A 24,803-nucleotide genomic window follows, 5' to 3' on the forward strand; every position below is an offset into this window, starting at 1 on the left:
CGATTCCCTGAGAGGTGTTTCGCCGAATGTGCCCGGCCGCGCCTCCAGCGGCCAACCCCTATTTTCGGCCATCTCTGCCAGCAAGCCCGTGACCAGCACAAACGCCTATTGGCAACTTGTGACCGCCATTTCTGTCAATTGACGCGTCATCTCACATCGGCGTTTCCTCTCTGTGATCACCTGAATAACGGAGGGCACTTTGTCCATATGGTCAGCACCGACCGTCGCCGCGCTTCTGGCGGCGATGGCACTGCCGGCAGGCGCGGTGGCCGACACCGTGCCCACCCCCGTCAGCGACGTGGCCGCACTGGTCAACCCGTTCCTCGGCACCAAGGCGGGCGCCGCCGACTTCGGGCACGGCGGCGGCGCGGGGATGAACTTCCCCGGCGCGGTCGTGCCGTTCGGCATGATGCAGTGGAGCCCCGACACGATGGAGAACGCCGGAGGCGGCTACGCGTGGGAGGACAACCGCCTGCGCGGGTTCTCGATGACGCACATCTCCGGGCCCGGGTGCACCGGCGCGCAGGACTTCCCCGTGATCCCGATCTCCGGCCGGATCGGCCGGTCGCCCGCGACCCACGGCGCCGACTACGTCCAGACGTTCCGGCACGAGAACGAGAAGGCCGTCCCCGGCTACTACAGCTCCGTCCTCGACACCGGCGTCAAGACTGAGTTGTCGGCGAGCACACGCGGCGGTGTGGCGCGCTTCGGCTTCCCGGCCGGCAGGCCGGGCACGCTGCTGCTGAACACCAGCGGCTCGGTCAACGGCGTGGACGACGGCGAGACCCGGATCAGCGGCAACACCGTCACCGGCTGGGTGCAGACGGGCGGCTTCTGCGGCCCGCCGATGCGGTACAAGGTGTACTTCCACGCCACGTTCGACCAGCCGATCACCGGCTACGGCACCTGGAAGGACGGCACCGTCACGCCGGGCGGCGCGGCCGTGCGCAACGCCTCGGAGGCGAAGGTCGCCAACGCCGAGGTGGTCACCCCCGGCGACGTCTCGGTGAACGGGCCCGGCTCGGGCGCCTACCTGGAGTTCGATCCCGCCAAGCCGGTCCAGATGCGGGTGGGCCTGTCCTACGTGAGCCTGGCCGGCGCGAAGAACAACCTGGCGGCCGAGATCGGCCAGGACGGCGTCGACCAGGTCGCCGCGAAGGCGCGGGCCGCCTGGAACACCAGACTGGGGCAGGTGCGGATCGGCGGCGGCACCGACGAACAGCGCCGCACCTTCTACAGCAACCTCTACCACGCGCTGCTCCAGCCCTACGTCTTCGAGGACGTGGACGGCACCTACACCGGCATGAACGGCCAGACGTACAAGGTCGCGCCGGGAAGGCACCACTACGCGACGTTCTCCGGCTGGGACATCTACCGCAGCGAGGTCCAGCTCCTCGCCCTGCTCGCCCCGGACGTGGCAAGTGACATCGCCCAGTCCATGTACGACAACGCCCAGTCGGTCGGCAACGTCTGGGACCGCTGGTCACACCAGAACGCGATCACCGGCGTCATGGTCGGCGACCCGTTCCACTCGATCCTGTCCAGCGTGCACGCCTTCGGCGCCCGCGCCTTCGACACCCCCGCGGCCCTGAAGGCGATGGCCGAGTCCGCCCGCCGGGTCGGCCCCAAGGACATCGGCCACCCGCAGCTCGGCTACGACCAGCGACCCGGCAACGCCGACTTCATGGCCAGGGGCTACGTCCCGATGGACGTGTCGACCACCCTGGAGTACGGCATCGCCGACTTCGGCATCGCGCAGCTGGCCGCCCGCCTGGGCGACACCGCGCTCGCGGGCGAGTTCATGAAGCGCGCCCAGGCCTGGCAGGCCACCTTCAACCCGGCCAACACGTGGATCCAGCCGAAGATGGCCGATGGCGCGTTCCGCTCGCCGTTCGACCCGGCCACGATGAACTCCTACATCGAGGGCAACGGCGCGCAGTACCACTGGCTGGTGCCGCACAACGTGCGCGGCCTGTTCGACTCGATGGGCGGCGACGCGGCGGCGGCCGCCCGCCTGGACGGCTTCTTCAAGGTCCTCAACGCGGGCCCGAACCAGCCGTACGCCTACCTCGGCAACGAACCGTCCGCCACCACGCCGTGGTTGTACGCGTGGGCGGGGCAACCGTACAAGACCCAGGACCTGGTCCGGCGGATCCAGAAGGAGCTCTTCTCCTCGGCCCCGGACGGCCTGGTCGGCAACGACGACCTCGGCGCGATGGGCTCCTGGTACGTCTGGTCCGCGATCGGCCTGTTCCCGGCGATCCCCGGCCGCGCCGAGCTCCTGGTCAACACGCCGCTGTTCGACACGATCACGATCAAGCGCCCGGCCGGCGACCTGGTCGTCAACGCGCCGGGCTCCGCCGACCGATACGTCAAGACCCTGAAGGTCAACGGCGTGGCCACCACGAAGGCGTGGCTGCCGGAGACCATCGCGCAGCGCGGCGGCAGACTCGACTTCACCACCTCGGCCGTCCCGAACACCACGTTCGGCTCATCCCGCGCCGACGCGCCCCCGAGCTTCAACGAGGGCGCCAAGCCGGCGCTGCTGGGGCTGAACCCGGGCAGCGGCCCGGTCGAGCCCGGCAGGACGTTCGAGACCACGATCACCGCCCGCTCGACCAGCGGCTCCGCCGCGTCGGTGCGCTGGGAGGCCAAGCCCCCGCCGGGCATCTCGGTCACCCCGGTCAGCGGCACCCTCACCCCGGCCGCAGGCGCCGCCGCCTCACGGCGGATCACGGTGACCGTGCCCGCCGGCACCCCCCTCGGCACGATCAGCATCCCGATCATCGGTTCCGGCCAGGTGGACGCCGGCATCCGCCTGAACGTGGCCAGGCCCGGCACCCCCGCCTGGCACCACAACAACGCCAGCATCGGCGACGACACCAGGCCCGGCAGCGCCAACGTGGACGGCGCAAACTTCAGCTACTCCGCCCAGGCGCTCGCCGCCGCCGGCCTCACCCCGGGAGCCACGGTCGCCTGGAACGGCTTCACGTTCACCTGGCCGGACCGCGCCCCCGGCGAATGGGACGACATCCAGCCCGGCCCCAAACCACTGGACGTCACCGCCCCCACCGGCGCGACCCAGATCGCCTTCCTCGGCAGCGGCACCGGCGGCTACCCCGAGTCGGACGTGACGATCACCTACACCGACGGCACCACGACCACCGCCCGCCTCGGCCTGAGCGACTGGCTGCTCAGCTACGGCGGCGGCTCCCCGCAGTACGGCAACGAGATCATCGCCTCCAGCCCCTACCGCCTGTACGGCGGCTCGTGGGCCATGCAGCCGATCCCCGCGCACGTGTTCGCGGCCCAGCCGATCGCGCTGAACCCGGCGAAGAAGCTGAAGAGCCTCACCTTCGGCCCTTCCGACGAGGGAACCCTGCACATCTTCACCTGGGCGTTCCGCTAACCAGCCGTGGAAAGGGCGCCCCGCGGGCCGCGGGGCGCCCTTTTCGCGTCACGGGCGAGGTTCACCCGGCGGGCGGGCGGAACGCCGCGAGCACGGTGGCCGCGATGTACGTCGCGGCCTGGCCGGCGGCCAGACGTCCCGCGTTGAGTTCGTCGGCCGCGTGGTGCATGACGCTGTGCATTACGCCGACCAGCCACTCGGCCGGCAGGTCGGTCCGGAAAACCCCCTCGTCGCGGCCGCGCTCGACGAGCTTCCCGACCCGCCCGGCCGGGCCGGCGTGGAGATCGAGGATGCGACTGGGCGGCAGCACGTCCTGCGCGGCGATCAGCAGCGATCTCGACCGGTCGACCACTTGCCAGCTCGACTCGATCAGCCGGGTGAGGGCGGCGCGGGGGTCGCCCGTGAGGTCGACGTCCTCGAGGCCGGGGTGGGCTTGTCCGATGGCGTGGGCGAGGGCGGCGGCCACCAGATCGGCCCTGGTGGGGAAGTGCCCGTAGACGGTGACGCGGCCGACCCCCGCGACCTTGGCGATCTCGCTGACGCCGGCGTCGGGATCCCGGCTCAGCGCGTCGACCGCCGCTTGCAGGATCACGGCGATGCTCATCGGCGGGCGGATCGCCCAGGGGCTCGGCGCGGCGCTGCTGTCGCCCGCCGCCCTGTCGGTGGTGACGCGGACGTTTCGGGGCGAGGAGCTCAACAAGGCGCTGGGCGTCTGGTCGGCGCTCGGCGGCGGCGGCTCGGCCGTCGGGGTCCTTCTCGGGGGTGTGCTGACCGGCGGGCCGGGATGGCAGTGGGTCTTCTACGTCAACGTGCCGATCGGCGTGGTCGTCCTCGTCGCGCTCACCCGGAACCTGCCCGCCGCTCTCGGAGCCGGTCCGGGCGCGCGCCTGGACGTTCCCGGCGCGCTGCTGGTCACCGCCGGCACGGGTACCGCGATCTACGCGCTGATCGACGCCGGCGACCAGGGCTGGTCGTCGGCGACCACGCTCGGCCTGCTGGCGGGGGCCGTCATCCTGTACGCCGTCTTCGTCGTCGTCCAGCGCACCAGCCGTTCACCTCTGATGGATCCGCGGATCCTGAGCCGGCGGCCGGTCGTCTCCGGCGTCTTCCTCATCATGGTCGCGACCGCGTTGATGATCTCGGTCTTCTTCCTCGGCTCCTTCTACCTGCAGCATCACCAGAACTTCGGCACGGCCGCCCTGTCGGCCGTGCCGGCCCTGCTCATCGTTCCGTCGAGGCGATCGGTGACCGCATGACCCGCATCGGGTCGTTCCGGCTCCTCGGCATATCCACCAGGAAGGACACCTTCTCGTGATGAGGACGGGCGCCACCGCTGTCACGATCCGCCGTGCGGGAATCGATGACGCCGCCGTCGTGCGCGGGCTGATCCTGGCTCTGGCCGTACATCAGAACCAAGGCGACGCCGTCACGGTCAGCGTCGCCGATCTCGAACGGATGCTCGCCCGACCGGAGATCACCTACTTGGTCGCCGAACGCGCGGGCCGGGCCGTCGGATACGTCTCCTGGCTGGAGCGCACGAGCTTCTGGTCCGGCGAGGACTACTTCGCGCTGGACGACCTGTTCGTCGCCGGGCCCGAACGCGGCCACGGCGTCGGCGAACGACTGATGCGTGCCGTGGCCGACGCGGCGAAGGGCAAGGTCATCCGGTGGGAGGTGGCCGAGGGCAACGTCGCGGCCCGACGGTTCTACGAGCGCATCGGCGCACGGCTCGTCACCAAGCAGATCTGCCGCTGGCAACCGCGATAGCGTCCAGAGAAGGAACTTGGACCGGTAGTGGACGCGCATTTCGCCGCAGACCCGAGAAGGGTGAGGCGCTTTCCTTGGGTCACCGGCCCGACGGGGGCCGGAATCACCGAACCGAAGGACAACCGAAATGCGTCGTCACATCGCCGCCCTCGCCCTCGCCGCCGCCGGTTTAGCCGGCGCGGCGTCCCTGCCCGCTCCCGCCCACGCGGCCGGACCGATCACCGTGACCGTGAGCCTGGGCGGCATGTCGGTCACCGGGACGACCGGCTCCGACCTGATCACCCTGGCCGAAGGCACCGGCGGCGCCATCAGGGTGACCGGGGTGGGCGTCACCTCCACCGACACCGACTGTCAGCCGATCTCCGGCGGGGTCAGTTGCAAGAACGCCAGCACGATCGTGGTCAACATGCGCCAGGGCGACGACATCGTCAACAACGACACCGTCAACCGGTTCACCGAGATCTTCGGGTCGGCCGGCCGCGACACCCTGTGGGGCGGCAGCGGCCGTGACGTCCTCGTCGGCGGCTCCGGCGACGACTTCCTGAACGGCCGTGGCGGCAACGACACGACCGACGGCGGCGCCGACGTCGACACGTGCACCGGCGAGACCGAGGAGAACTGCGAGATCTGAGCGACCGGCCTCACGGGAGAGGGCCGGTGGCCGGCCGGGCGTCCGATGGGGCGCCCGGCCAAGGACAAGAACAGCTGGCGTCTCCGGACCGACGCCACGGGTCTGCCCACCCGGCCGCGGACCACGATCACGTGCGTGGGGACCCAGGTTCCGGCATGACGCAGGACACCCGATTCGGCGCCCGGGGGTTCCCGCTGGTCGTCACCGCTCCCCCAGCCGATCAGGTGATCGACGAACGCGACCTCCCCAAATGATCATCTGACGGAGCCGCTCCGCCGGCTCGACGATTCCCGATGGCCCGAATGGCCGCAGGGCCAGGTGAGGCCTATCCGCCCCCACAAGAAGTGGAGCCCGCCCAGCCGACTCCGACGTCGGGTCAGGGCGATCGGGTGCAACGCCCTCGGACACTCAAGGCTGCCGCTTCCCCGGACCGGTCCTCAGCCCACACGACACGGAACGGTCATATGGGGGATCGCAGCCAGAGACGAGGGAGCCCTCACACCCTGCATCGCTCCCAAGTCCAACTACCGCGGCACACGATGTGGTGCCTGTGAAACGTTCAGGGTGAGAGGGCGGCAGTACGATTCCCCATTCCTAGAGATGGGATGGATTCTCCCGGCCACGGGCTGAACCCCGGATAGGCGACGGAAGCGCATGGCGGCAAGCGCACCCCTCGCGGCCACCCTTCTCGCCCCCCGCCTTAATCATCGTGCCAGCTGAGCGCCCTCTTGCGAGAGGCAATGGCCGTACACGGAACCGAGTGACACGATGTTCGCGGTCATTCCTTGACGCAAGGCATAGGACGTCATACGTTTCGTCCGCAAGTCCTATTCATGGGATGCCTTCACCCATGGAATCGATTCGTGTTCTTCGGAGACACCGTTTGAAGGCATGCCCCCCACCAGGGTGTCCCCTCGAACGGCGGACCAGCACAGCTGCCACTCGGCCGCGAACATCACCCCCACGTGCCACCAGGAGCTTCAATGAGCGTGCCGCTGAACCGTCGACGCTTCATCGCGGCCACCGCGGCGACCGTCGGCGCTGCCGCGCTTCCTCCGGCGATCCTCTCCGGCCGGGCGGCCGCCGCCGTGCCGCCGCAGGTGACGCTGCCGCAGCGGGGCATCTACGACACGGTCACGGCCGTCGGCTGGACCGACGCCTTCCTGACCGGCAACGGCGAGTACGGGGCCATGCTCTACGGCGCGCCCACCCTGGAGAAGGTGATCTTCACGCACCATCGGTTCGTGTTGCCCAACGGCACCCGGAACGTGACTCCGCCGGTGCTGGCGGGCCGGTTGGCCGGTGTCAGGGACAAGGCGCTCGCCGGCGACTTCAACGGTGCCACCAACGACTTCACCTCCGGCTGGTCGCTGCGCTGGACCCAGACCTTCCATCCGGGCTATGAGCTGCAGATCAGCACCCCGGGGATGACGAGCGTCAACAACTACGCCCGGATCACCGATTTCCGGACCGGGGAGGTCACCTCGACGTGGACCGACGGTTATGGCACCTGGACGCGCCGGGCTTTCGCCTCCCGAGCCGACAGGGTCATCGTCCACGAACTCACTCCCGCGCCGGGGCGGACGATCGACACCACGCTGAGCGTCAACACCGCCCTGAGCAGCGCACCGGGGTCCGTCGGTTTCACCACGCTGGCCACGCTCGCCAACGGTGACGGTTACCTGAACCTGCGGGGCAGATACCCCGCCGGGCAGGGGGCGTTCGGCTATGAGGGTGTCACCCGGGTGGTCGCGACCGGCGGTTCGGTACGGGTGAGCGGGTCGGCCATCGTCGTGGCCGCGGCGACCAAAGTCGTGCTGCTGACCAAACTCGACCGCTACGAGTCGTCCACCGCGTGGGACGCGAAACCGCTGCACACGGCGCTGGCCGCGATGAGCGCCGACTACGCGACGCTGCTCCCGAGGCATACCGCCCTGCACACCCCGCTGTACGACCGTTCCCGCCTCGACCTGAACGTCGGCGCCGCCGACCGGCGACTGTCGACCACTGAACTGATCGCACGGCAGAACTCCAACCGCAACGTCATCGACCTGGCGTTGCTGGAGCGCATGTACGACTCCGGCCGTTACCTGTTCCTCAGTTCCAGCGGCATCCTGCCACCGCGGTTGACCGGCCTGTGGACGGGCGCCTGGGACGCGGCGTGGGCCGGCGACTTCACCACCGACGCCAACGTCAACTTCCAGGTCGCGGGCGGCAACATCCTGTCCCTCACTGAAGCCATGGACGGCTACTTCACCCTGATCCTCGGCCAGATCAACCACTGGCGCACCAACGCCAGAAACCTCTACGGCACTCGTGGCCTGCTCGCCCCCTCCCGCACCGACGGCGAGTACGGCACGATGCTGCACTTCGACGGCGGGTTCCCCGGCCACACCTGGATCGGCGGCGCCGACTGGCTGCTGTATCCACTGCTGGAGTACTACCAGGTCACCGGTGACGCCGACTTCTACCGCATCAAGCTCGCTCCGGTGCTGATCGAGCTCGCGCTGTTCTATGAGGACTTCCTCACCCGCACCGACGCCAACGGCAAGGTCATCTTCGTGCCGTGCTTCTCCATGGAGAACAGCCCCGGCAACACCGGCAGGCAACTGTCGATCAACGCGACCGGCGAGATCGCCGCGGGCAAGCACGCGTTGCAGGCCGCCATCGAGGCCGCGAACTTCCTCGGCACCGAGCAGGGCGCGGGCCAGGGCGTGCAACGCTGGACCGCCCTGCTGGCCAAGATGCCCGAGTATCGCGTCAACGGCGACGGGGCGCTGGCAGAATGGTCGTGGCCCAGCCTGAACGACCGGTACAACCACCGTCACGTACAGCACATGTACCCGGCCTGGCCGCTGCACGAGATCAACCCCGAGGACAAGCCCGACCTGATCCGCTACGCGAGCCGCGCCCTCGATCTCCGGGGAGACGAGGGAGGGGAGGCCCACGGGGCCATCCACCGCGGCCTCGCCCGGGCCCGGCTCAAGGACGGCGCCGGCGTGTACGCCGCCCTGCGGAAGATCCTGGGCAACAACATGGTCTTCCGGTCGTTGATGACCTCGCACAACCCGAACCTGGCGATCTACAACGCCGATGCCGCCAACTCCCTGCCCGCGATCCTCGCCGAGGCCTTGGTCTACACCAGGCCCGGCATCCTGGAGTTGCTGCCCGCGCTGCCCGACCAGTTCGCCAAGGGCACGATCACCGGCGTACGGGGCCGCAACCGCATCCGGATCGGGTCGTTCAGCTGGGACATCGGCGCCCGAACCGCCACCGCCACCGTCATCTCCGACATCACCCAGACCGTGACGCTCATCTGCCGTCGCGGGATCTCGTCCATCACCACCGGTGCAGGTGTCGCCACCTCGCCGTTGGGCGACCACGCCCGGCAGGTGTCACTGACCGCGGGCGCGACGACCCAGATCACCGTCGAGTTGGGGACCGGCGGCCCGTCCACCGGCGTCGTCCGCCTGGTCAATCGCAGAAGCGCCAAGGTTCTGGACGTCTCCGGCGGCTCCACCGCCGAAGGCGCCGCCGTCGTCCAATGGCCCTGGACCGGCGGGACCAACCAGCAGTGGCGGATGTCGCAGAACTCCGACGGCTCCTTCCGGCTGGCCAGTGTGGCCAGCGGCAAGGTCCTGAGCAGCCCGAACGCCAACCAGGGCACCGCCCTCGTCCAGACGACCGACACCAACGCCACGAACCAGCGGTGGAGACTCGTCCCCGCGGCCACGAGCGGCTACTACCGGCTCGTCAACGTGGGCAATGGCTTATGCGCGGACGTCGAAGCCGGCTCCACGGCCGACGGCGCCCGAATCATCCAATGGGCCGACAACGGCGGCACCAACCAGGAATGGCAACTCGTCACCGTGTGACGGCGAGACCGCGCGGGGTGAGGCCGGGTCCCGGCGTCCGCTCACGCGGCAGGCGGAACCGGTCACACCTCCTGGTTGACGAACCGGATCGGCTTCCGCGTGGCCAGGGACACCCGCGCGACCCCTGCGAGTTCGTCGGCGATCTGCACAGCGGAGTTCCCACCGCCCACCACGGCGACCCGTTCGCCCTCGAAGCCGTCCGGGTTCAGGTACTCGGCAGCATGGATGACCCGTCCGAAGTAGCCGGGCAGTGGAAGTCGCGAGGGATTGCCGAACGATCCGGTGGCGGCGATGAGTGAGGGCGAGGTAAGCGTCTGCCCGCCATCGAGCTTCATCCGGAAGCCGCCGGCCTCTGCTTCGACGGCGACCACCCTGGTACGGGTGCGGAGCTCCGAGGTCAGTGACGTACTCGGCGTAAGCCGCCAGATACGCGACGACCTCATCTCTCGTCGGGTAGCCAGACGAGTCGCGCGGGAACGGGCGGCCGGGCAGTGAGCTGTACCTGGCGGGCGAGAACAAGGCGAGGCTGTCGTAGTAGGCAGGCCAGGAGCCGACGGCTTGCTCTCCGGCTTCGAGCACGAGCGAGCAGACGCGCGGCTTCCTTAAGGTTCTGGCCAGCGAGACCCGGCAGGGATCGGCGCCGCGCTGGACGAACTCCAGGACCTTCTCCGGTCCTGCTGCCCGCCTCCCACTGAGTAGATCGACGTCTAATTTGACATTCCTCTAATCAAGCGTGATCCTGAGGTTGATTCGATAACCCTCTAAACAAGGTGGGCATCATGAGCGCATGTTGCGGCCCGTCCTCGCTCGACAACGACTCCGTCGCGGCACCCGTCGACTCGGGCAGCCTTCCCGTGGCCGTCATCGGCGCCGGTCCCGTCGGGCTGGCCGCCGCCGCGCACCTCGCCGAACGCGGGGTGGACTTCGTCGTCGTGGAGAGCGGTCCGAAGGTCGGGTCCTCGGTGGCCAAGTGGGGCCACGTCCGGGTCTTCAGCCCGTGGCGCTACAACATCGACAGCGCCGCCCGGCGTCTCCTGGAGGCCGACGGCTGGACGGCCCCCGACGACGACTGGCTGCCGACCGGCGCGGAGATCGTCGAGAACTACCTCGCCCCGCTCGGCAAGCTCTTCGGCGACCGGGTCCAGGTCGACGCCACGGTCACCGCGATCAGCAGGCTCGGCTTCGACAAGGTCCGCACCAACGGCCGCGAGCTGGCCCCCTTCGTCCTGCGGCTGAAGGGCGGCCGGGAGATCCAGGCCCGCGCGGTGATCGACGCCTCCGGCACCTACACCAGCCCAAACGTCCTGGGCGCCAGCGGCCTACGCGCCTTCGGTGAGGAAACCGTCACCGAGCTGATCGACCACGCCCTCCCCGACGTCCTGGGCGTCGACCGCGAACACTACGAGGGCCGTCACACTCTCGTCGTCGGCGCCGGCCACTCGGCCGCGACCACCCTCCTTGCTCTGGCCCAGCTCGACGCCACCCCGATCACCTGGGCCATCCGCGCCGGAAACGCCAACCGCACCTACGGTGGCGGCGAAGCAGACGCGTTGCCCGCCCGGGGCGCCCTCGGCACCCGCCTCCACGCCCTGGTCACCTCTGGACGAATTCAGCTGGTGACCGGCTTCTTCACCCACCGCGTCACCGCCCACCCTGACGGCGTGCAGGTCACCAGCCGCGACCCGCTCGGCAACGAGCAGTCCATCGTGGCCGAACGCATCATCAGCGCCACCGGCTACCGGCCCGACCACTCGATCGCCGAAGAGCTGCGCCTGGACCTCGACCCCATCCTCGGCAGCACCCGCGCCCTCGCGCCGCTGATCGACCCCAACGCCCACTCCTGCGGCACCGTCCCAGCCCACGGCGTCGACGAGCTCACCCACCCCGAACCGGGCTACTACGCGATCGGCGTCAAGAGCTACGGCCGCGCCCCGACGTTCCTGATGGCCACCGGCTACGAACAGGCCCGCTCCGTGGTGGCCGCCCTCGCCGGTGACTGGGAGGCGGCGCGTGCGGTGGAGCTCGACCTTCCTGAGACGGGCGTCTGCTCGTCCAACCTGGCCGAGGCCCAGGAACAGCGTGTCGGCCTGGCCACCGGCGTGAGCGGCGGCCTGCTCGGCACCCCGCTCGTGCTCGCGGGCGCTCCTTCCGACGGTGGCGGCTGCTGCGGCTGAGGAGGAAACACCATGTCCGAAGGACACCCGACCGAGCCGCAGCTAGAGGCGCTGCGCCTGATCTGCACCGCGGAGCCCCTGTCTACGGAGCAGCTCGCCGCCAGCCTCATCGAGGCACGACCTGGCAGCACCAACCCCGGCTACCCCCGGGCCATCGCCCGCATGGCGGGAACGTTGACGTGGCGGCTGCTGGCCCAGCACTTCGTCACCGAGACATCGTCCGGAACCTGGCGAACCACTCCGGCGGGCCGCGATCTGCTTGGGTGCGCCCGGACATGAGCGACGAACCCACGGCCGCCGTCCTTGAAACGGGCGGCGGCCTGTCCCTTCGCCGGGGCTGGACGATCGTCGGCGCGCTGTCGATCACCCAGACCATCGGCTACGGCGCGATCTACTACTCCTTCTCCGTTCTCCTCGTCCCGATGTCGCGAGAGCTGGGGGCCACGGCTCCGCAGATCGCCGCCGCCCTCACCGTCTCCGTCCTGGCCGGGGCGCTGTGTGCTCCGCTTGTCGGCCGGGTCCTCGACGTTCACGGAGGACGCGGGGTGATGACGGCGGGTGCGGCGCTGGGCACGCTCGCGCTGCTCGCCTGGTCCCAGGTCGGCGGCTTGCCACAGCTCTACGCCGTCTTCCTGCTGCTCGGCGTGGCCTCAGCGATGGTCTTGTACGAACCGGCCTTCGCCGTCATCGTCAGCTGGTTCGACGCCTCGGCCCGCGCGAACGCGCTCCTGGCCGTCACGATCGTGGCCGGCTTCGCCTCATCGATCTTCCTCCCGCTCACCGGCCTGCTCGTGTCGTCCTTCGACTGGCGTACGGCCCTGATCATCCTGGCTGTCCTGTACGGCGTGACCGCCGTCCCCCTTCACGCGCTGGTTCTGCGCCGAGGGCGACTCCGTGAAGATCGACCGGCCGACCGAGCCGCGACCACGAGGGAGGCCGTGCGAAGCCACCCCTTCTGGCTGCTCGTCGTCGCCTTCACCACGCACGGTGGCGCGGTCGCCGTGATCAGTGTTCTTCTCGTCACCTATCTGATCCGCCTCGGCCATCCACCGGTGTTCGCCGCTACTGTCGCCGGACTGCTCGGAGTGCTTTCTGTCACCGGCCGGGTGGTCACCACCGGGCTGCGGCGACGCTGGGCGGCAGCACCGATCGCGGGGACCGTCTTCGCCGTGCAAGCCGCAGGAGCAGTGCTGCTTCCCCTGGTCGGCCACACCGCCGCCGGAGCCATCGGGTGCGTGCTGCTGTTCGGCATCGGATTCGGTGTCGGCACGATCACTCGTCCGCACCTGCTCGCCGAACGTTATGGCACCACTGCGTACGCCACCATCGCGGGCCGGATCGCCTTCTTCTCCATCGGCGCCAAGGCCGTGGCTCCCCTGGCCGCCTTCGCCGGGGCAGAGACTGCCGGCTACCCCGTCATTCTGATCACAGTGTCGGCTCTCTGTGGAATCGCGGCGTTGTCGCTGTTCGGGTACGCCCGCATATAATTTCGATTGATGTCGAATTAGGAGCCGCACATGACCGCCGTGACGATCGAGTGTTGTCCGCCGCTCACCCGTGGCCCCCTGTCGGAGCAGGACGCCGTCGACCTGGCCGCGCTGCTCAAGGCCGTCGCCGACCCGGTCCGCCTGCGGCTGCTGTCGATGATCGGCTCCCACGAGGGCGGCGAGGCGTGCGTCTGCGATCTGACCGACGCGTTCGACCTCACCGCCCCCACGATCTCCCACCATCTGAAGGTCCTGCGCACCGCTGGCCTCATTGACGGCGAACGGCGCGGGACCTGGGTGTACTACCGCGTGATCCCCGAGACGGTGGCCCGGCTGGGAGCGATCTTCACACCTCTGGTTGAGCCCGAGCAGGCTTAGGGTTCACCCGCGACGGTGATGTCTGCCGATGGATCGAGCGGTGATCGGCAGGCGGAGGCCGTTGTCGACGTAGAACCCGGTCAGCAGACCAACGTAGGACACTCCCATCCCCGCGATGTGCCAGACGGGGCGGCGCCTACGCAGAAGGTATCCGGCCAACCCGCAAGCGAAGGTCAGGGACCCGACGGCGAACAGATGTGCGTTCTCCCGCCATCGCATCAGCGACATCACCACCAAGGTGGCGGACACCACCCCCAGCGCCCAGATGTAGATCCGCCCGGCACGCCGGTGACGTCGGCCGCCTTTGACCGAGAAGGCGGCCATGGCACCGGCGACGACACAGGTGAGTCTGGCGGGCACGTGCAGCGCCAGAGCGAGGCCCCCAGCACGGTTACGCGGTCAAGGAAACGCTGCGCGAGGTCACCGACGGGAAGCTGGATCTGCCCACCGGCACCGTCTATCCGGCCCTCCATCGGTTGGAGCAGGCCGGACTGATCAGCGGGACCTGGTCGGTGGTGGCCGGACGCCGCCGCCGCACCTACCGGCTCACGCCGCAGGGCCATCACGCCTTGACCGAGGCGCGCCAGGGCTGGCGTGAGTTCACCGAGGTCATCTCCTCCGCCTTGAAGAGCGCGCCGTGGCCGGCCACGACCTGATCGACAGCCAGCTCCGCGTCCTGGCCCGGCGCCTGCCCGGTCCCGTCGTGGAGGAACTGGCCGACGGCCTGACTGAGACCTACCAGGCCCAGCTTCAGCGGCTCGGCGACCCGCAAGCCGCAGCCCTGGAGGCGGTCGCGGAGTTCGGCGATGCCGACAGCATCTGCGCGGCCTTCGTCCGCCAAGCGCCCAGCCGGGCCGCGGGCCGAGCACTGCCGGCCACCGGCCCGATCGTCGGCGCGATGTGGGCAATCGCTCTGGTGAACGCGCAAGCGTGGACCTGGCCGATGCCGTCCACCGCCGCCTTGGGTGGGGGTGCGGCGTTGACGCAGACGGTCTCATACCACTACAAGGCAGTGCGTCTGGCGGCCGTGAGCGGAGCCTTCGGGATGGTGCTGGTCGACGTGACGGTGTTGACCACGGCGACGGTGATGGCTCTGCCGTCGATTCTGATCGTCTGCGCGTTGACGGGCAGCGTCGCCCGGGTCGTCCTGACCGCTCAAATGCTGATCAGAATCGCTGACCCGCATTCAGGCCGGTGACGACACCATCTCGTCCAAGAAACACGCCCTTGCCCAGAACCCGCAGTCACCCAGTAAGTCACGCAGACGCCAAAAGAGGTGCCACGTGATCACGTGGCACCTCTTTCACCTGTCGGGACGACAGGATTTGAACCTGCGACCCCTTGACCCCCAGTCAAGTGCGCTACCAAGCTGCGCTACGTCCCGTTCACTGCTTCGTGCCCCTCAGGCACGGAACAACCTTAGCGCAGATTCGCGCCCCGCGTGCACCGACGCGTAGTGTTGCGATCATGGGAAGGCGTCCGCAGGTCGATCACGAGGAACTGGCGAGGCTCTCCGCCAGGGGCTGGTCCAACGCCGACCTGGCGGCCCACTTCGGTGTCACCGAGTCGGGCATCCTCCAGGCCAAGCGCTCGGCGGGCCTGTCGAAGCCCATGACCGACCACTCCGCCGCCCTTCCCTGGAAGCTCGCCAGGTCCCACTCCCAGTCCGGCCCGGCCACCAACCTGCGGAATCTCTCGGCCGCCGCCCAGGGCCGCCCTGTGCCGAAAGAGAAGATCAACACGGCTCTGAGGTGGGCCCGGAGGCTCGTCGACAACGGCCTCGACATCGCCTACGACCCCGAGCAGGGCTTCCACGAGATCGAGGCGTCAGACGTCTCGCACATCGCGCAGATCCTGAAGACCACCGAAACCAGGCTCGGTTAGAGCGTCTCGTCCCGCATGTCGACCGTGTTCACCAGGTCGTCCTCGACCACCTGGTCCGATGAGTGGCGGCGGCGGGCGAGCAGGGTGGTCACCACGCCGCTGACCACACCGACGCACATCATGATCCAGCCGATCGCCTGAAGGTCGAAGCCGGGCGCCTCCCATTTCACGGCGAACGCCAGCACCGCCCCCACCACTACGAAAGCCAAACTGGCTCCAAATCCCATAAAGACGCCGTCTACCCGGCAATTCATGGGTTACGCCCTCATTTCAGGGGCAGTCCGGTGTGTCGAAGACAAGCAGACAGCCGGAGGCAGACATGAGCGCCATCGCATGGGTGGTCGTGGTCGTAGCCGTCGTCGTGGCGCTGGGAGCCATCGGGTACGTCGTGGCGGGCCAGAGCCGGCGGCGCCACCTGCAGGACCGATTCGGCCCCGAATACGACCGTGTCGTCCAGGAGACCGACAGCCGCAGGGACGCCGAGCAGGAGTTGCTGGCCCGGGAGGCCCGCTACGCCGACCTCGACATCCGTCCCCTCGACGCCGAAGCGCGGGACACGTACGCGAAGAAGTGGCGGGAGGTGCAGGAGCGGTTCGTCGACGCGCCGAGCTTCGCCGTCACCGAGGCGGACGCCCTGGTCACCGCCGTCATGGCCGACCGCGGCTACCCGACGGACGAGTTCGAGGAGCGCGTGAACGTCCTGTCGGTCGGGCACGCCGGGACCCTCGACCGCTACCGCCAGGCCCATGAGATCAGCGGCCGGGCCGCCCGGCAGGAGGCCACCACCGAGGATCTCCGCCAGGCCATGGTCCACTACCGCGCCCTGTTCGACGAGCTTCTCGACGACGACGTGCACGCCCACTCGCCCCGCAAGGAGGCCGATCACTGATGACCACGTTCAACCCCTACGACCGTGACAGGACGGTCGAGACCGACAAGGACGACGTCCTCGCCGACGACCACCGCAACGACGACAAGCTGGTCGCCTCCAACCTGGTCCCGGGCCCGCGTGACACCGACGACCGGGTGCCCGACGACCATGACCGCAACGCCGAGACCGCCCCCGTGGGCGTGGCCGGCAGCGCCTCCGTCACCTCGCCCGACGCGGTCGACGAGGCCCACCGCGACACCGCGGGCGACCTGTCCGACGCCGAAGAGGTCACCGTCGACGACACCGTGGACGACCCCGCGCCGAGCGCGGTCGACGACATCGACTTCGACGAGCGCTGGCGGGACATCAAGGCCGCGTTCGTCGACGACCCGCGCGAGTCGGTCGAGAAGGCCGACGCGCTGATCGACGAGGCCGTCTCGGCGCTGGCCGCCAAGCGCCAGTCGCTGGTCGACCAGTGGAAGAACTCCGGCACCAACGACACCGAGCAGCTCCGGCTCGCGCTGCGCGAGTACCGCAATCTGTTCGACCGGCTGAAGGGATAAGTCACATGCTGGCCATCGCCGCGGCGGTCGTCTTCGGGATCGCCTTCCTGCTCGACCTGCTCAACGCCGACATCGGCATCGGGCTGACCGCCCTCATCGCACTCGGACTCTGCCTCCTGGCCCTCCACCAGGCCGGCATCGGCACCGCGAGCGTCGGCAACGGCGGCTCCTGGCGCCGGGGCCGGGTCCGCAGGTAACCCCGTACAGAAGAACCGCCGCGCGGCCGCTCAAGGCCGCGCGGCTTCTTTTTGTACGGCTTCGCGAACCCGGAAAAACCCGTCGCCCCCCACCGGCGAGCCGTGGCACCATCCTCGGCATGTTCACGACGTTCTTCCGAGTCGGCTAGCGCTCCGCCAGCCACTCTGAGGCCCAGCCCGCGGCTGGCGAAGCGGGAACCGGCCATCCTGCCGTTCCCGGGCGCCGACCCGGAGTTGCGTCATGCCCTCAGAGTTCCTCGTCCGTACCGTCACCGGCCTGGAAGACCTGACCGCCGCCGAGATCACCGAAGCCGGTCACCTCGTCGTCGACGTCACCAAACGCCAGCTCGTCGTGGAGGCCGCCGGTCCGATCGCGACCCGCCTGGCCGACGACCTGTTCGCGGTCCGGGCGTCGGTGCCCGACCCGGGCCGTACCAAGGCGGGCCTGCGGCAGGCCGTCGCCCGCCTCACCGCCCACCTCGACCCGGGCGTGCCGATCAGCGTCACCGCGTCGTTCACGGGCGCCCGGAACTTCAGCCGCCACGACATCGAGGACGCCATCGGCGAGCGCCTCGGCGTGCCCTACTTCTCCCGCCGCCACGGCGCTCCGCCGCCGGGCACGGCGGATCTGCGGGTGACCCTCGACGGGAAGACGATGTGGCTGGGGGTACGCCCCCAGCCCACTCCCCTGCACCGCCGTGCCTGGCGGAAGGCCACGGTGGTGGGCAGCCTGCATCCGCCGGTCGCCGCGGCGATGGCCCGGCTGGCCGGCATCCGGCCCGGTCACGTGGTGTTCGACCCGTGCTGCGGGGCCGGGACGCTGCTCGTCGAGGCCCGGATCCAGGAGCCCGGCGCGCGCTACCACGGCACCGACGTCGACCCGGCGGCCATCCGGGCCGCACGCCTCAACGATCCGGACATCGCCTGGCGTACCGAACCGGGAGAACCCGACCGGATGCTGGCCAATCCTCCCTGGGGGGTGCGGCTCCCCGCCGACGCGGTTCCCTCGGCGGGGTGGCCGGAGGCGGGGCGGCTGGTCGCGATCCTGGGTGAGGGCCAGCGGCTCGACCGCAGGTGGCGGACGGTCGCGGAGTATCCGCTGACCGTGGCCGGGAGGCATCCGCGCATCGTCGTCGCCTTGATAGGCAAGTAGCGACTTGCCTATACTCCTGCGGGTGGGTGACATCTACAAAGCCCTCGCCGACCCCACCCGCAGGAAGATCCTCGACGAGCTGACCGACCGGAACGGTCAGACCCTGTTCGAGATCTGCGCCCGCCTGGCCGGGAAGCATCAGCTCGCCTCCTCACGGCAGGCCGTCTCCCAGCACCTCGACGTGCTGGAGGCGGCCGGGCTCGTGGAGAGCCGGCGGGAGGGCCGGTACAAGTTCCATTTCATCGACCCGACGCCGCTGCGGCAGATCGCCGAGCGGTGGATTCCACCGGAGGAACCGGTATGAAGATCAACCTGGCCAGCATCCTGGTCGACGACCAGCGGAAGGCCCTGGCGTTCTACACCGACGTGCTCGGCTTCGTGAAGAAGACCGAGATCCCGATGGGTGAGCACGCCTGGCTGACCGTCGTGTCGCCCGAGCAGCCGGACGGGGTCGAGCTCGTGCTGGAGCCCGACGCCCACCCGGCCGCCAAGCCGTGGAAGGCCGCCCTCGTCGCCGACGGCATTCCCTACACCTCGTTCGCGGTCGACGACGTGCAGAAGGAGTACGAGCGGCTGGTGGCGCTCGGTGTGCGGTTCACCCAGGAGCCGGCGAACATGGGGCCGGTGACGACCGCCGTGTTCGACGACACCTGCGGCAACCTCATCCAGATCGCGGCGATGAACTGACGGTCTCCGCTTCCTCCTCCTCGACGAGGAAGCCGCCCGACTGGTGGTGCCAGAGCCGCGAGTAGGTGCCCTCGGCCGCGAGCAACTCGGCGTGGGAGCCCTGTTCGGCGATCTCCCCCCGGTCGAGCACGACCAGGCGGTCCATCCGCACGACCGTGCTCAGCCGGTGGGCCACCACCAGCGCGGTGCGGTCGCGCATGAGCCGCCAGAGCGCCTCCTGCACGAGGATCTCGCTCTCGGAGTCGAGCGCGCTGGTGGCCTCGTCGAGCAGCAGGATCGGCGCGTCGCGCAGGATCGCCCGCGCGAGCGCGACCCGCTGCCGCTGGCCGCCCGACAGTTTCACGCCGCGCTCGCCGACGAGGGTGTCGAAGCCCATCGGCAGGCCCTCGACGAACTCGGTCACGTGGGCGGCACGGGCCGCCTCCATGACCTCGGCCTCGGTGGCGCCCGGCCGGGCGAAGGCGATGTTCTCCCGCAGGGTGCGGTGGAACATCGCCGGTTCCTGCGGCACGTAGGCGATCAGGCTGCGCAGGTCGGCCTGCCTCATCCGGCTGATGTCCTGGCCGCCGACGAGGATCCGGCCGCCCTGGATGTCCATCAGCCGCAGCAGCAGCCGGGTGAGCGTGGTCTTGCCGCCGCCCGACCGGCCGACCAGCCCGATCTTCGTGCCGGGCGGCACGTCGAGGTCGAGCCCGTCGAACAGCGGCGGGTTGCCCTCGTGGGCGAACACGACCCGCTCGAACCGCACCCCGGCGTCGGCCACGCCCAGCGCCTGCGCCTGCGGGTGGTCGACGACCTTCGGCGGTTCGAGCAGCAACTCGGTGAACTGGGCGGCCTCGGTGAGCGTGCTCTCCAGGCGGCGGTAGACCTGGTTGAACTCGAACATGATGCCGGTGGCCTGCGCGTAGTAGGTGAAGGTCACCATGAGCGCCTCGACGCCGAGCCCGCCGTGGAGGACCACCGCGAGCCACACGCCGATCGTGCTGGTGAGCACCGACATCGGCGCGACGACCGTGTCGACGCGCAGGTTGCCGTAGTCCCACGACCGCAGCTGGGCGGTGCGCAGGTCGGCCAGCCTGACCCGGGTCTCGGCCGCCTCCCGGTCCTCGGCCGCGAAGGCCCGCACCGTGTCCATGTTGGACAGCACGTCGGCGACGTGCCCGGACACCCGGACGTGGGCCGCCTCGCGCACGTTGACCAGCCGCTGCCGCCGCACGATGAACGGCGCCGCCAGGAACCCGGTCACCACGATCAGGCCGACCAGGACGAGCACCAGCACCGGGTGGTACTGCCAGAGCACGACCGAGGCGAACGCCAGCGGCAGCACCTTCGAGATGATCCCGAAGATCAGGGTGTCGACGAACCCCTCGAACGACCGGGAGAATCCGAGCACCCGCTTGGTGAGCGATCCGGCGAAGTTGTCGTGGAAGAACGCGGCGTCCTTGGCCAGCAGTTCGTCCATGCCGATGACGCCCAGGTCCTCCATGCCCCGCGCGTCGATGCGGTTGATGAAGTGGAGACCGGCCCGCCAGATCACCTCGCCGAGCAGCAGCACCGCGCCGAACCCCAGCACGTACGGGAGCAGGGTGTCGGCGCCGCTCTCCCCGGCGGCAATGCGGCCGACCAGGGAGGCCACCAGAAGCGGGCCAATGTAGAAGAGACAGATGTTGCCCAGTGCCGGCAGGAACAGGGCGGGTGTGGCCACGGGCCACTTGAGGCGCAGCTGCGTCAAGTAGTGATGGAGTACGAGCTTTACCGCTGATCTCGGTGGTTCGGGTGTGTCACCTGATTCCCTCATGAAGTGGATCCCCCAATTCGCTCCGCCACCATCGTTTCGCAGTGGGTGAACGAGAGGCGAACGGTTTTCCGCCGTGTCGATCTTGGACACGGTGCGTGATGGGTTGAATACTCAACCCCGCTCCCCCCGCAACCCTCTCGATCAGGAGTACCGATGCGCTACCTCAGCATCCCCTTCGCCGTCCTCGCGGCGGGAGCATGCCTCACCCTGTCCACCCCGGCCGGCGCCACGACCGCGCCCGTCTCCACCCAGGCGGCCGTCGACGGCTACCAGGTCGTCACCCTGCCCAACGCCAACGTGCCGAACTTCCAGCGGCGCACCGTTCTCTGCCCGGCGGGCAAGCGGGTCATCGGCGGCGGCGCCGAGGCCCAGGGCAACGAGGCCATCCTCGTCGGCTCGTTCCCGACCCCGACCGGCAACGGCTGGATCGGCCTCGGCCGCCAGACCGGCAACTCCACCGTCGGCATCAGCGTGTTCGCCATCTGCGCCAACGCCTGATCCCGCGTGAACCGCCACGGTCCCGGTCCGGGGCCGTGGCGGCCCGCACTCCCGATTCGGCGAGCCGAATTGATATCGTCCTGGCGACGATTAGGAGTGTTTGGGCACTATGACCGATCTGCTCGGACCGTTACTCGAACCCGCCTTCTTCCTGGGCGGGGTGCCCACGAGCTGGGCGGAACTACTCGGATTCGCCACCGGCCTGCTGACCGTGTGGATGGTGGCCCGGCAGAACATCTGGAACTGGCCGCTGGGGATCGCCAACGTCGTCCTGCTCGGGCTGGTCTTCCTGACCGTGGGCCTCTACGCGGACGCGGCCCTCCAGATCGTCTACGTCGGGCTCGGGCTCTACGGCTGGTGGCAGTGGGCCTACGGCGGCGTCGACCGCACCGCCCTTCGGGTCTCCCGGACGGGCGCGGCCGAATGGGTCTGGCTGGGGCTCGCCGGGGTGGCGGCCACGGCCCTGCTGACGGCGGTGCTGTCGGCCTACACCGACTCGTCGGTGCCCTTCTGGGACGCGCTGACCACGTCGCTCTCGCTGATGGCGACCTACGGGCAGACGCGCAAGCGGGTGGAGTCGTGGTGGCTCTGGATCGCCGCCGACCTGGTGTACATCCCGCTGTACGCGTACAAGAACCTGTACCTGACCAGCGCCCTCTACGTGCTGTTCCTGGCGCTGTGCGTCATGGGGCTGCGGGCCTGGCGGCCGGTGGCGGTGGCCCGGTGAGCTTCGCGCACGGCCTCGTCATCGGGAAGTTCTATCCCCCGCACGCCGGCCACCACCACCTCATCGACACGGCGGCGGAGCGGTGCGCGCTGGTCACGGTGGTCGTGGCGGCCAACGCGGTGGAGACGATCCCGCTCGCCGACCGCGCGGCCTGGCTGCGCGAGGCGCATCCCCAGCCCAACGTGGTGATCGCGCCGGTCGTGGACGACATCGAGGTCGACTACGACGACCCGGAGATCTGGACCGCCCACGTGGACGTCTTCCGGTTCGCCCTCGCCCTGGCGCACGGCCCCGGCGTGCGGATCGACGCGGTGTTCAGCTCCGAGGACTACGGCGACGAACTCGCGCGCCGCTTCGGCGCCGTCCACGTGCCGGTCGACCCGGCGCGCGCACGGCACCCGGTCAGCGGCACCCTGGCCCGCGAGGACCCGGTCGCGGCCTGGCCGTGGCTGAGCCCGGCGGTCCGGGCCCACCTGGCCCGGCGCGTGGTCGTCGTCGGCGCGGAGTCGACCGGCACGACCACGCTGACCCGCGCGCTGACCGCCCACTACGCCGCGCGCGGCGGCGTCTGGGCGGCCACCCGCTGGGTGCCCGAATACGGCCGCACCTACTGCGAGGAGAAGCTGGCCCTGGCCCGGCGGGCGGCGAAGCTCGCCGGGGAGCCCGAGCCGTGGATGGACGACCTGCGGTGGCGTCCCGAGGAGTTCACCGTCGTCGCCGAACGCCAGCTGGCCTGGGAGGACGCCGCGGCGCGGGTGGGGTCGCCGGTGCTGTTCTGCGACACCGACCCCTTCGCCACCGCCCTGTGGCAGGAGCGCTATGCCGGGGCGACCACCGACGAGGTGTGGCGGATCGCCGGTCGGGCCCGGCACGACCTGTGGATCCACACCAGCGTCGAGGGCGTCCCCTTCGAGCAGGACGGATGGCGCGACGGCGAGCACCTCCGCCACGCCATGGACGCGCGCTTCCGCGAACTGCTGGCCGCGCGCGGGATGCCGCACCTGGTCGTGTCGGGACCGCCCGCCCTGCGGCTGGAGACCGCGGTGCGGGCGGTGGACGCGCTGTTCAGGCGCCCGGCACCCGGACCTGGCGGAACAGCCGCCGCGCCCGGAGGGTGAAGCCGAGCTTCTCGTACAGGCGGATGGCGTCCACGTTCGACGCCGAGGCGTGCATGAACGGGGTCTCGCCGCGCGCCCGGATGCCGGCCGCCACCGCGAGCACCAGCCGGGTGGCCAGCCCCTGCCCGCGGAAGGAGGCGTCGGTGCAGACCGCGCTGATCTCGGTCCAGCCGGGCGGGTGCAGCCGCTCCCCCGCCATCGCGACGAGCTTGCCCTCGTGGCGGACGCCCAGGTAGGTGCCCATCTCGATGGTCCTGGGCAGGAACGGCCCCGGTTCGGTGCGGGCCACCAGGTCGAGCATGTCGGGCACGTCGGCGGGGGTGAGCACGACGGCCTCACCGAAGGGTTCGCCCTGGACGGCGCTGCCGTCGAGCTGCACCCCTTCGATGTTCTGCACGATCTCCCAGCCGTCCGGCAGGGGCGCGTCGAAGGTCAGGCTGATGGTGCCGCCGGGGCCGGCAAAGGAGGCGATGGCCGCCCAGTCGTCCGGGCCCGGGTCGGCCGGGACCCCGATGAAGACCGACACGTCCGGCCGGTAGCGGCGCACGCCGCCCCGGACCTCGGCGAGGTGGGCGTGCGGGCCGGTCAGCGCGGCCCAGCCGGGGTTGTCGAGGACGTGCGCCATCAGCCCTCCTGCCGCGGCAGGCCGGGCGGGTTGATCTGCGACTCGGGGATGGCCTCGTTGCCCAGGCCCCAGCGGTCGAGCACCTTCTGGTAGCTGCCGTCCTTGATGACCGTGTTGAGCGCCTCGTTGAGCGGCTTGACCAGGCCGTTGTCCTTCAGGGTCATGGCGGCGATGAGGCCCTGCAGGTCGGGCCCGGCGCCGGAGGCGGTGCCGACGATCTTCGTGTCCTTGCCGACGGCCACGTTGTAGGCGACGTTCGGGTTGGGGCCGAAGTAGGCCTGGATGCGGCCCGACTTCAGGGCCAGCAGGGCGTCGCCGTAGAGGTTGTAGTAGGAGATCTCGGCGGGCTTGAGACCGGCGTCCTTGTTCGCCTTGTCCCAGTCGAGCAGGATCTTCTCCTGGTTGGTGCCGGAGCCGACCGAGACCTTCAGGCCGGCGATGTCGGCGGGCTTCGCGATGGTGGTGATCGGGCTGTCGGCGGCCACCTGCCAGGCGAGCTGGTCGACGCGGTAGGTCGCGAAGTCGTAGACGTCCTTGCGTTCCTCGGTGACGGTCACGTTGTTGAAGACGGCCTCCAGCTTGCCCGACTTGGCGCCGACGAAGAGGTTCTCCCATGAGCTGATCTCGCTGGTGTACTCCAGGCCGAGCACGTCGGCGACGAGCTGGGCGAGGTCGGTCTCGACGCCGATGTAGGTGGTGTCGTCGTCGGCCAGGAAGCCGAGCGGCGGCGCGCCCTCGCCGCTGTGCCCGACGAGCAGCCTGCCGTCGGCGGCGATGGCCGGGGGAACCTGCGCCGCGATGGCGTCGACCTTCTGCGCGCGGATGCGCTGCTGGTCTGGGCCGGTGTTGACCGTCGATCCCGCCGTCGTCGTCACGGGTGTGGTCGTGGGTTCGTTCGTTCCGCAGGCCGACAGTGCGAGCAGCAGCAGCAAAACGGGGATCCGGCGCATGACGAGGTGTT

27 protein-coding genes, 1 tRNA gene and 1 pseudogene are annotated in these 24,803 nt (G+C 69.8%); 21 read left to right on the plus strand and 8 right to left on the minus strand.

Translation table 11 applies throughout. From position 1 onward, the window contains the following. The first annotated feature begins 244 nt into the window (after positions 1-244). Positions 245-3,409 carry a GH92 family glycosyl hydrolase gene (locus GT755_RS04835; RefSeq protein ID WP_161478451.1) on the plus strand — a complete coding sequence of 1,055 codons (3,165 nt, stop codon included), beginning with the start codon at positions 245-247 and terminating at the stop codon, positions 3,407-3,409. Positions 3,410-3,470: 61 nt separating this feature from the next. On the opposite strand, the gene GT755_RS04840 is transcribed toward GT755_RS04835, so the two are convergent. Next, complete coding sequence (locus GT755_RS04840; protein ID WP_161478452.1) at positions 3,471-4,013, minus strand: TetR/AcrR family transcriptional regulator; 543 nt, start codon at positions 4,011-4,013, stop codon at positions 3,471-3,473. On the opposite strand from GT755_RS04840, the gene GT755_RS04845 reads away from it, so the two are divergent. The 4 genes from GT755_RS04845 (at position 4,006) to GT755_RS04860 (ending at position 9,682) form a co-directional block, all read left to right on the plus strand. Then, entirely contained in the window at positions 4,006-4,665 is a 660-nt protein-coding gene (locus tag GT755_RS04845; RefSeq protein ID WP_161478453.1) for an MFS transporter, read from the plus strand. The two genes, GT755_RS04840 and GT755_RS04845, sit on opposite strands and share 8 nt — an antisense overlap. A gap of 58 nt (positions 4,666-4,723) precedes the next feature. Then, complete coding sequence (locus GT755_RS04850) at positions 4,724-5,176, plus strand: GNAT family N-acetyltransferase (protein ID WP_161478454.1); 453 nt, start codon at positions 4,724-4,726, stop codon at positions 5,174-5,176. Positions 5,177-5,303: 127 nt separating this feature from the next. Then, positions 5,304-5,807, plus strand: coding sequence for a calcium-binding protein (locus tag GT755_RS04855; protein ID WP_161478455.1), 504 nt, complete (start codon positions 5,304-5,306; stop codon positions 5,805-5,807). Positions 5,808-6,790: 983 nt separating this feature from the next. After that, positions 6,791-9,682 (plus strand): glycosyl hydrolase family 95 catalytic domain-containing protein, encoded by a 2,892-nt coding sequence (locus GT755_RS04860; RefSeq protein WP_161478456.1) that lies wholly within the window; start codon positions 6,791-6,793, stop codon positions 9,680-9,682. Between the two features lie 62 nt (positions 9,683-9,744). On the opposite strand, the gene GT755_RS38405 is transcribed toward GT755_RS04860, so the two are convergent. Next, positions 9,745-10,125 (minus strand): NAD(P)-binding domain-containing protein, encoded by a 381-nt coding sequence (locus GT755_RS38405; RefSeq protein ID WP_202609581.1) that lies wholly within the window; start codon positions 10,123-10,125, stop codon positions 9,745-9,747. Between the two features lie 336 nt (positions 10,126-10,461). Here GT755_RS38405 and GT755_RS04870 point away from each other — a divergent pair, with 336 nt between their 5' ends. From GT755_RS04870 to GT755_RS04885, 4 genes are read left to right on the plus strand one after another with little or no spacing between them, the layout of a single operon-like run. Next, on the plus strand, positions 10,462-11,856 hold the full coding sequence (locus GT755_RS04870; protein WP_161478457.1) for an FAD-dependent oxidoreductase: 1,395 nt from the start codon (positions 10,462-10,464) through the stop codon (positions 11,854-11,856). A 12-nt stretch (positions 11,857-11,868) separates the two neighbouring features. Further along, complete coding sequence (locus tag GT755_RS04875) at positions 11,869-12,135, plus strand: hypothetical protein (protein WP_161478458.1); 267 nt, start codon at positions 11,869-11,871, stop codon at positions 12,133-12,135. Further along, on the plus strand, positions 12,132-13,343 hold the full coding sequence (locus GT755_RS04880) for an MFS transporter (RefSeq protein WP_161478459.1): 1,212 nt from the start codon (positions 12,132-12,134) through the stop codon (positions 13,341-13,343). Before GT755_RS04875 ends, GT755_RS04880 begins: the two co-directional genes overlap by 4 nt. 30 nt (positions 13,344-13,373) lie before the next feature. Beyond that, entirely contained in the window at positions 13,374-13,721 is a 348-nt protein-coding gene (locus GT755_RS04885) for an ArsR/SmtB family transcription factor (protein ID WP_161478460.1), read from the plus strand. 3 nt (positions 13,722-13,724) lie between these two features. On the opposite strand, the gene GT755_RS04890 is transcribed toward GT755_RS04885, so the two are convergent. Next, positions 13,725-14,081 carry a hypothetical protein gene (locus tag GT755_RS04890; RefSeq protein WP_161478461.1) on the minus strand — a complete coding sequence of 119 codons (357 nt, stop codon included), beginning with the start codon at positions 14,079-14,081 and terminating at the stop codon, positions 13,725-13,727. 23 nt (positions 14,082-14,104) lie between these two features. Between GT755_RS04890 and GT755_RS04895 the strand changes: the two are divergent. Together GT755_RS04895 and GT755_RS04900 are read left to right on the plus strand one after the other, a co-directional pair. After that, a pseudogene (locus tag GT755_RS04895) lies at positions 14,105-14,377 on the plus strand (PadR family transcriptional regulator); the annotation flags it as partial. After that, positions 14,359-14,919 carry a hypothetical protein gene (locus GT755_RS04900; protein WP_161478462.1) on the plus strand — a complete coding sequence of 187 codons (561 nt, stop codon included), beginning with the start codon at positions 14,359-14,361 and terminating at the stop codon, positions 14,917-14,919. The pseudogene GT755_RS04895 and the gene GT755_RS04900, both read left to right, overlap by 19 nt. Positions 14,920-15,031: 112 nt before the next feature. Here GT755_RS04900 and GT755_RS04905 read toward each other — a convergent pair. Continuing rightward, a tRNA-Pro gene (locus GT755_RS04905) sits at positions 15,032-15,105 on the minus strand. An 83-nt stretch (positions 15,106-15,188) separates the two neighbouring features. Here GT755_RS04905 and GT755_RS04910 point away from each other — a divergent pair. After that, entirely contained in the window at positions 15,189-15,605 is a 417-nt protein-coding gene (locus GT755_RS04910) for a hypothetical protein (RefSeq protein ID WP_161478463.1), read from the plus strand. Here GT755_RS04910 and GT755_RS04915 read toward each other — a convergent pair. Continuing rightward, a complete protein-coding gene (locus GT755_RS04915) occupies positions 15,602-15,859 on the minus strand; it encodes a DUF6458 family protein (RefSeq protein ID WP_328794169.1) in 258 nt (85 codons plus the stop codon). The two genes, GT755_RS04910 and GT755_RS04915, sit on opposite strands and share 4 nt — an antisense overlap. Before the next feature lie 65 nt (positions 15,860-15,924). Here GT755_RS04915 and GT755_RS04920 point away from each other — a divergent pair, with 65 nt between their 5' ends. The 6 genes from GT755_RS04920 to GT755_RS04945 all read left to right on the plus strand — a co-directional run bounded on the left by GT755_RS04920 (position 15,925) and on the right by GT755_RS04945 (position 19,076). Beyond that, positions 15,925-16,494: a hypothetical protein gene (locus tag GT755_RS04920; RefSeq protein WP_161478465.1), complete on the plus strand. Its 570-nt coding sequence runs from the start codon at positions 15,925-15,927 to the stop codon at positions 16,492-16,494. Continuing rightward, positions 16,494-17,039, plus strand: coding sequence for a hypothetical protein (locus GT755_RS04925; RefSeq protein WP_161478466.1), 546 nt, complete (start codon positions 16,494-16,496; stop codon positions 17,037-17,039). Before GT755_RS04920 ends, GT755_RS04925 begins: the two co-directional genes overlap by 1 nt. A 5-nt stretch (positions 17,040-17,044) precedes the next feature. Then, positions 17,045-17,236 carry a hypothetical protein gene (locus tag GT755_RS04930; RefSeq protein ID WP_030450147.1) on the plus strand — a complete coding sequence of 64 codons (192 nt, stop codon included), beginning with the start codon at positions 17,045-17,047 and terminating at the stop codon, positions 17,234-17,236. Positions 17,237-17,477: 241 nt separating this feature from the next. Beyond that, positions 17,478-18,389 (plus strand): RNA methyltransferase, encoded by a 912-nt coding sequence (locus GT755_RS04935; RefSeq protein ID WP_161478467.1) that lies wholly within the window; start codon positions 17,478-17,480, stop codon positions 18,387-18,389. Between the two features lie 22 nt (positions 18,390-18,411). After that, complete coding sequence (locus tag GT755_RS04940; RefSeq protein WP_285580100.1) at positions 18,412-18,693, plus strand: ArsR/SmtB family transcription factor; 282 nt, start codon at positions 18,412-18,414, stop codon at positions 18,691-18,693. Then, on the plus strand, positions 18,690-19,076 hold the full coding sequence (locus GT755_RS04945) for a VOC family protein (RefSeq protein ID WP_161478468.1): 387 nt from the start codon (positions 18,690-18,692) through the stop codon (positions 19,074-19,076). Before GT755_RS04940 ends, GT755_RS04945 begins: the two co-directional genes overlap by 4 nt. Here the strand turns inward: GT755_RS04945 and GT755_RS04950 are convergent. Further along, positions 19,051-20,808, minus strand: coding sequence for an ABC transporter ATP-binding protein (locus GT755_RS04950; RefSeq protein WP_235965807.1), 1,758 nt, complete (start codon positions 20,806-20,808; stop codon positions 19,051-19,053). The genes GT755_RS04945 and GT755_RS04950 overlap by 26 nt on opposite strands. 219 nt (positions 20,809-21,027) lie before the next feature. Between GT755_RS04950 and GT755_RS04955 the strand changes: the two genes are divergently transcribed. The 3 genes from GT755_RS04955 to GT755_RS40935 all read left to right on the plus strand — a co-directional run bounded on the left by GT755_RS04955 (position 21,028) and on the right by GT755_RS40935 (position 23,217). Beyond that, complete coding sequence (locus GT755_RS04955) at positions 21,028-21,372, plus strand: hypothetical protein (RefSeq protein WP_161478470.1); 345 nt, start codon at positions 21,028-21,030, stop codon at positions 21,370-21,372. Positions 21,373-21,481: 109 nt separating this feature from the next. Continuing rightward, positions 21,482-22,099: a nicotinamide riboside transporter PnuC gene (pnuC, locus tag GT755_RS04960; protein WP_161478471.1), complete on the plus strand. Its 618-nt coding sequence runs from the start codon at positions 21,482-21,484 to the stop codon at positions 22,097-22,099. Next, positions 22,096-23,217 (plus strand): AAA family ATPase, encoded by a 1,122-nt coding sequence (locus GT755_RS40935; RefSeq protein WP_161478472.1) that lies wholly within the window; start codon positions 22,096-22,098, stop codon positions 23,215-23,217. The genes pnuC and GT755_RS40935 overlap by 4 nt, the downstream gene beginning before the upstream one ends. On the opposite strand, the gene GT755_RS04970 is transcribed toward GT755_RS40935, so the two are convergent. Beyond that, positions 23,165-23,842 carry a GNAT family N-acetyltransferase gene (locus GT755_RS04970; protein ID WP_161478473.1) on the minus strand — a complete coding sequence of 226 codons (678 nt, stop codon included), beginning with the start codon at positions 23,840-23,842 and terminating at the stop codon, positions 23,165-23,167. The two genes, GT755_RS40935 and GT755_RS04970, sit on opposite strands and share 53 nt — an antisense overlap. Beyond that, positions 23,842-24,792 carry an ABC transporter substrate-binding protein gene (locus GT755_RS04975; protein WP_161478474.1) on the minus strand — a complete coding sequence of 317 codons (951 nt, stop codon included), beginning with the start codon at positions 24,790-24,792 and terminating at the stop codon, positions 23,842-23,844. The genes GT755_RS04970 and GT755_RS04975 overlap by 1 nt, the downstream gene beginning before the upstream one ends. Between the last annotated feature and the right edge of the window lie 11 nt (positions 24,793-24,803).

The sequence above is a fragment of the Herbidospora solisilvae genome, from assembly GCF_009901565.1.
In the GTDB taxonomy this organism is placed as follows: Bacteria; Actinomycetota; Actinomycetes; order Streptosporangiales; family Streptosporangiaceae; genus Herbidospora; species Herbidospora solisilvae.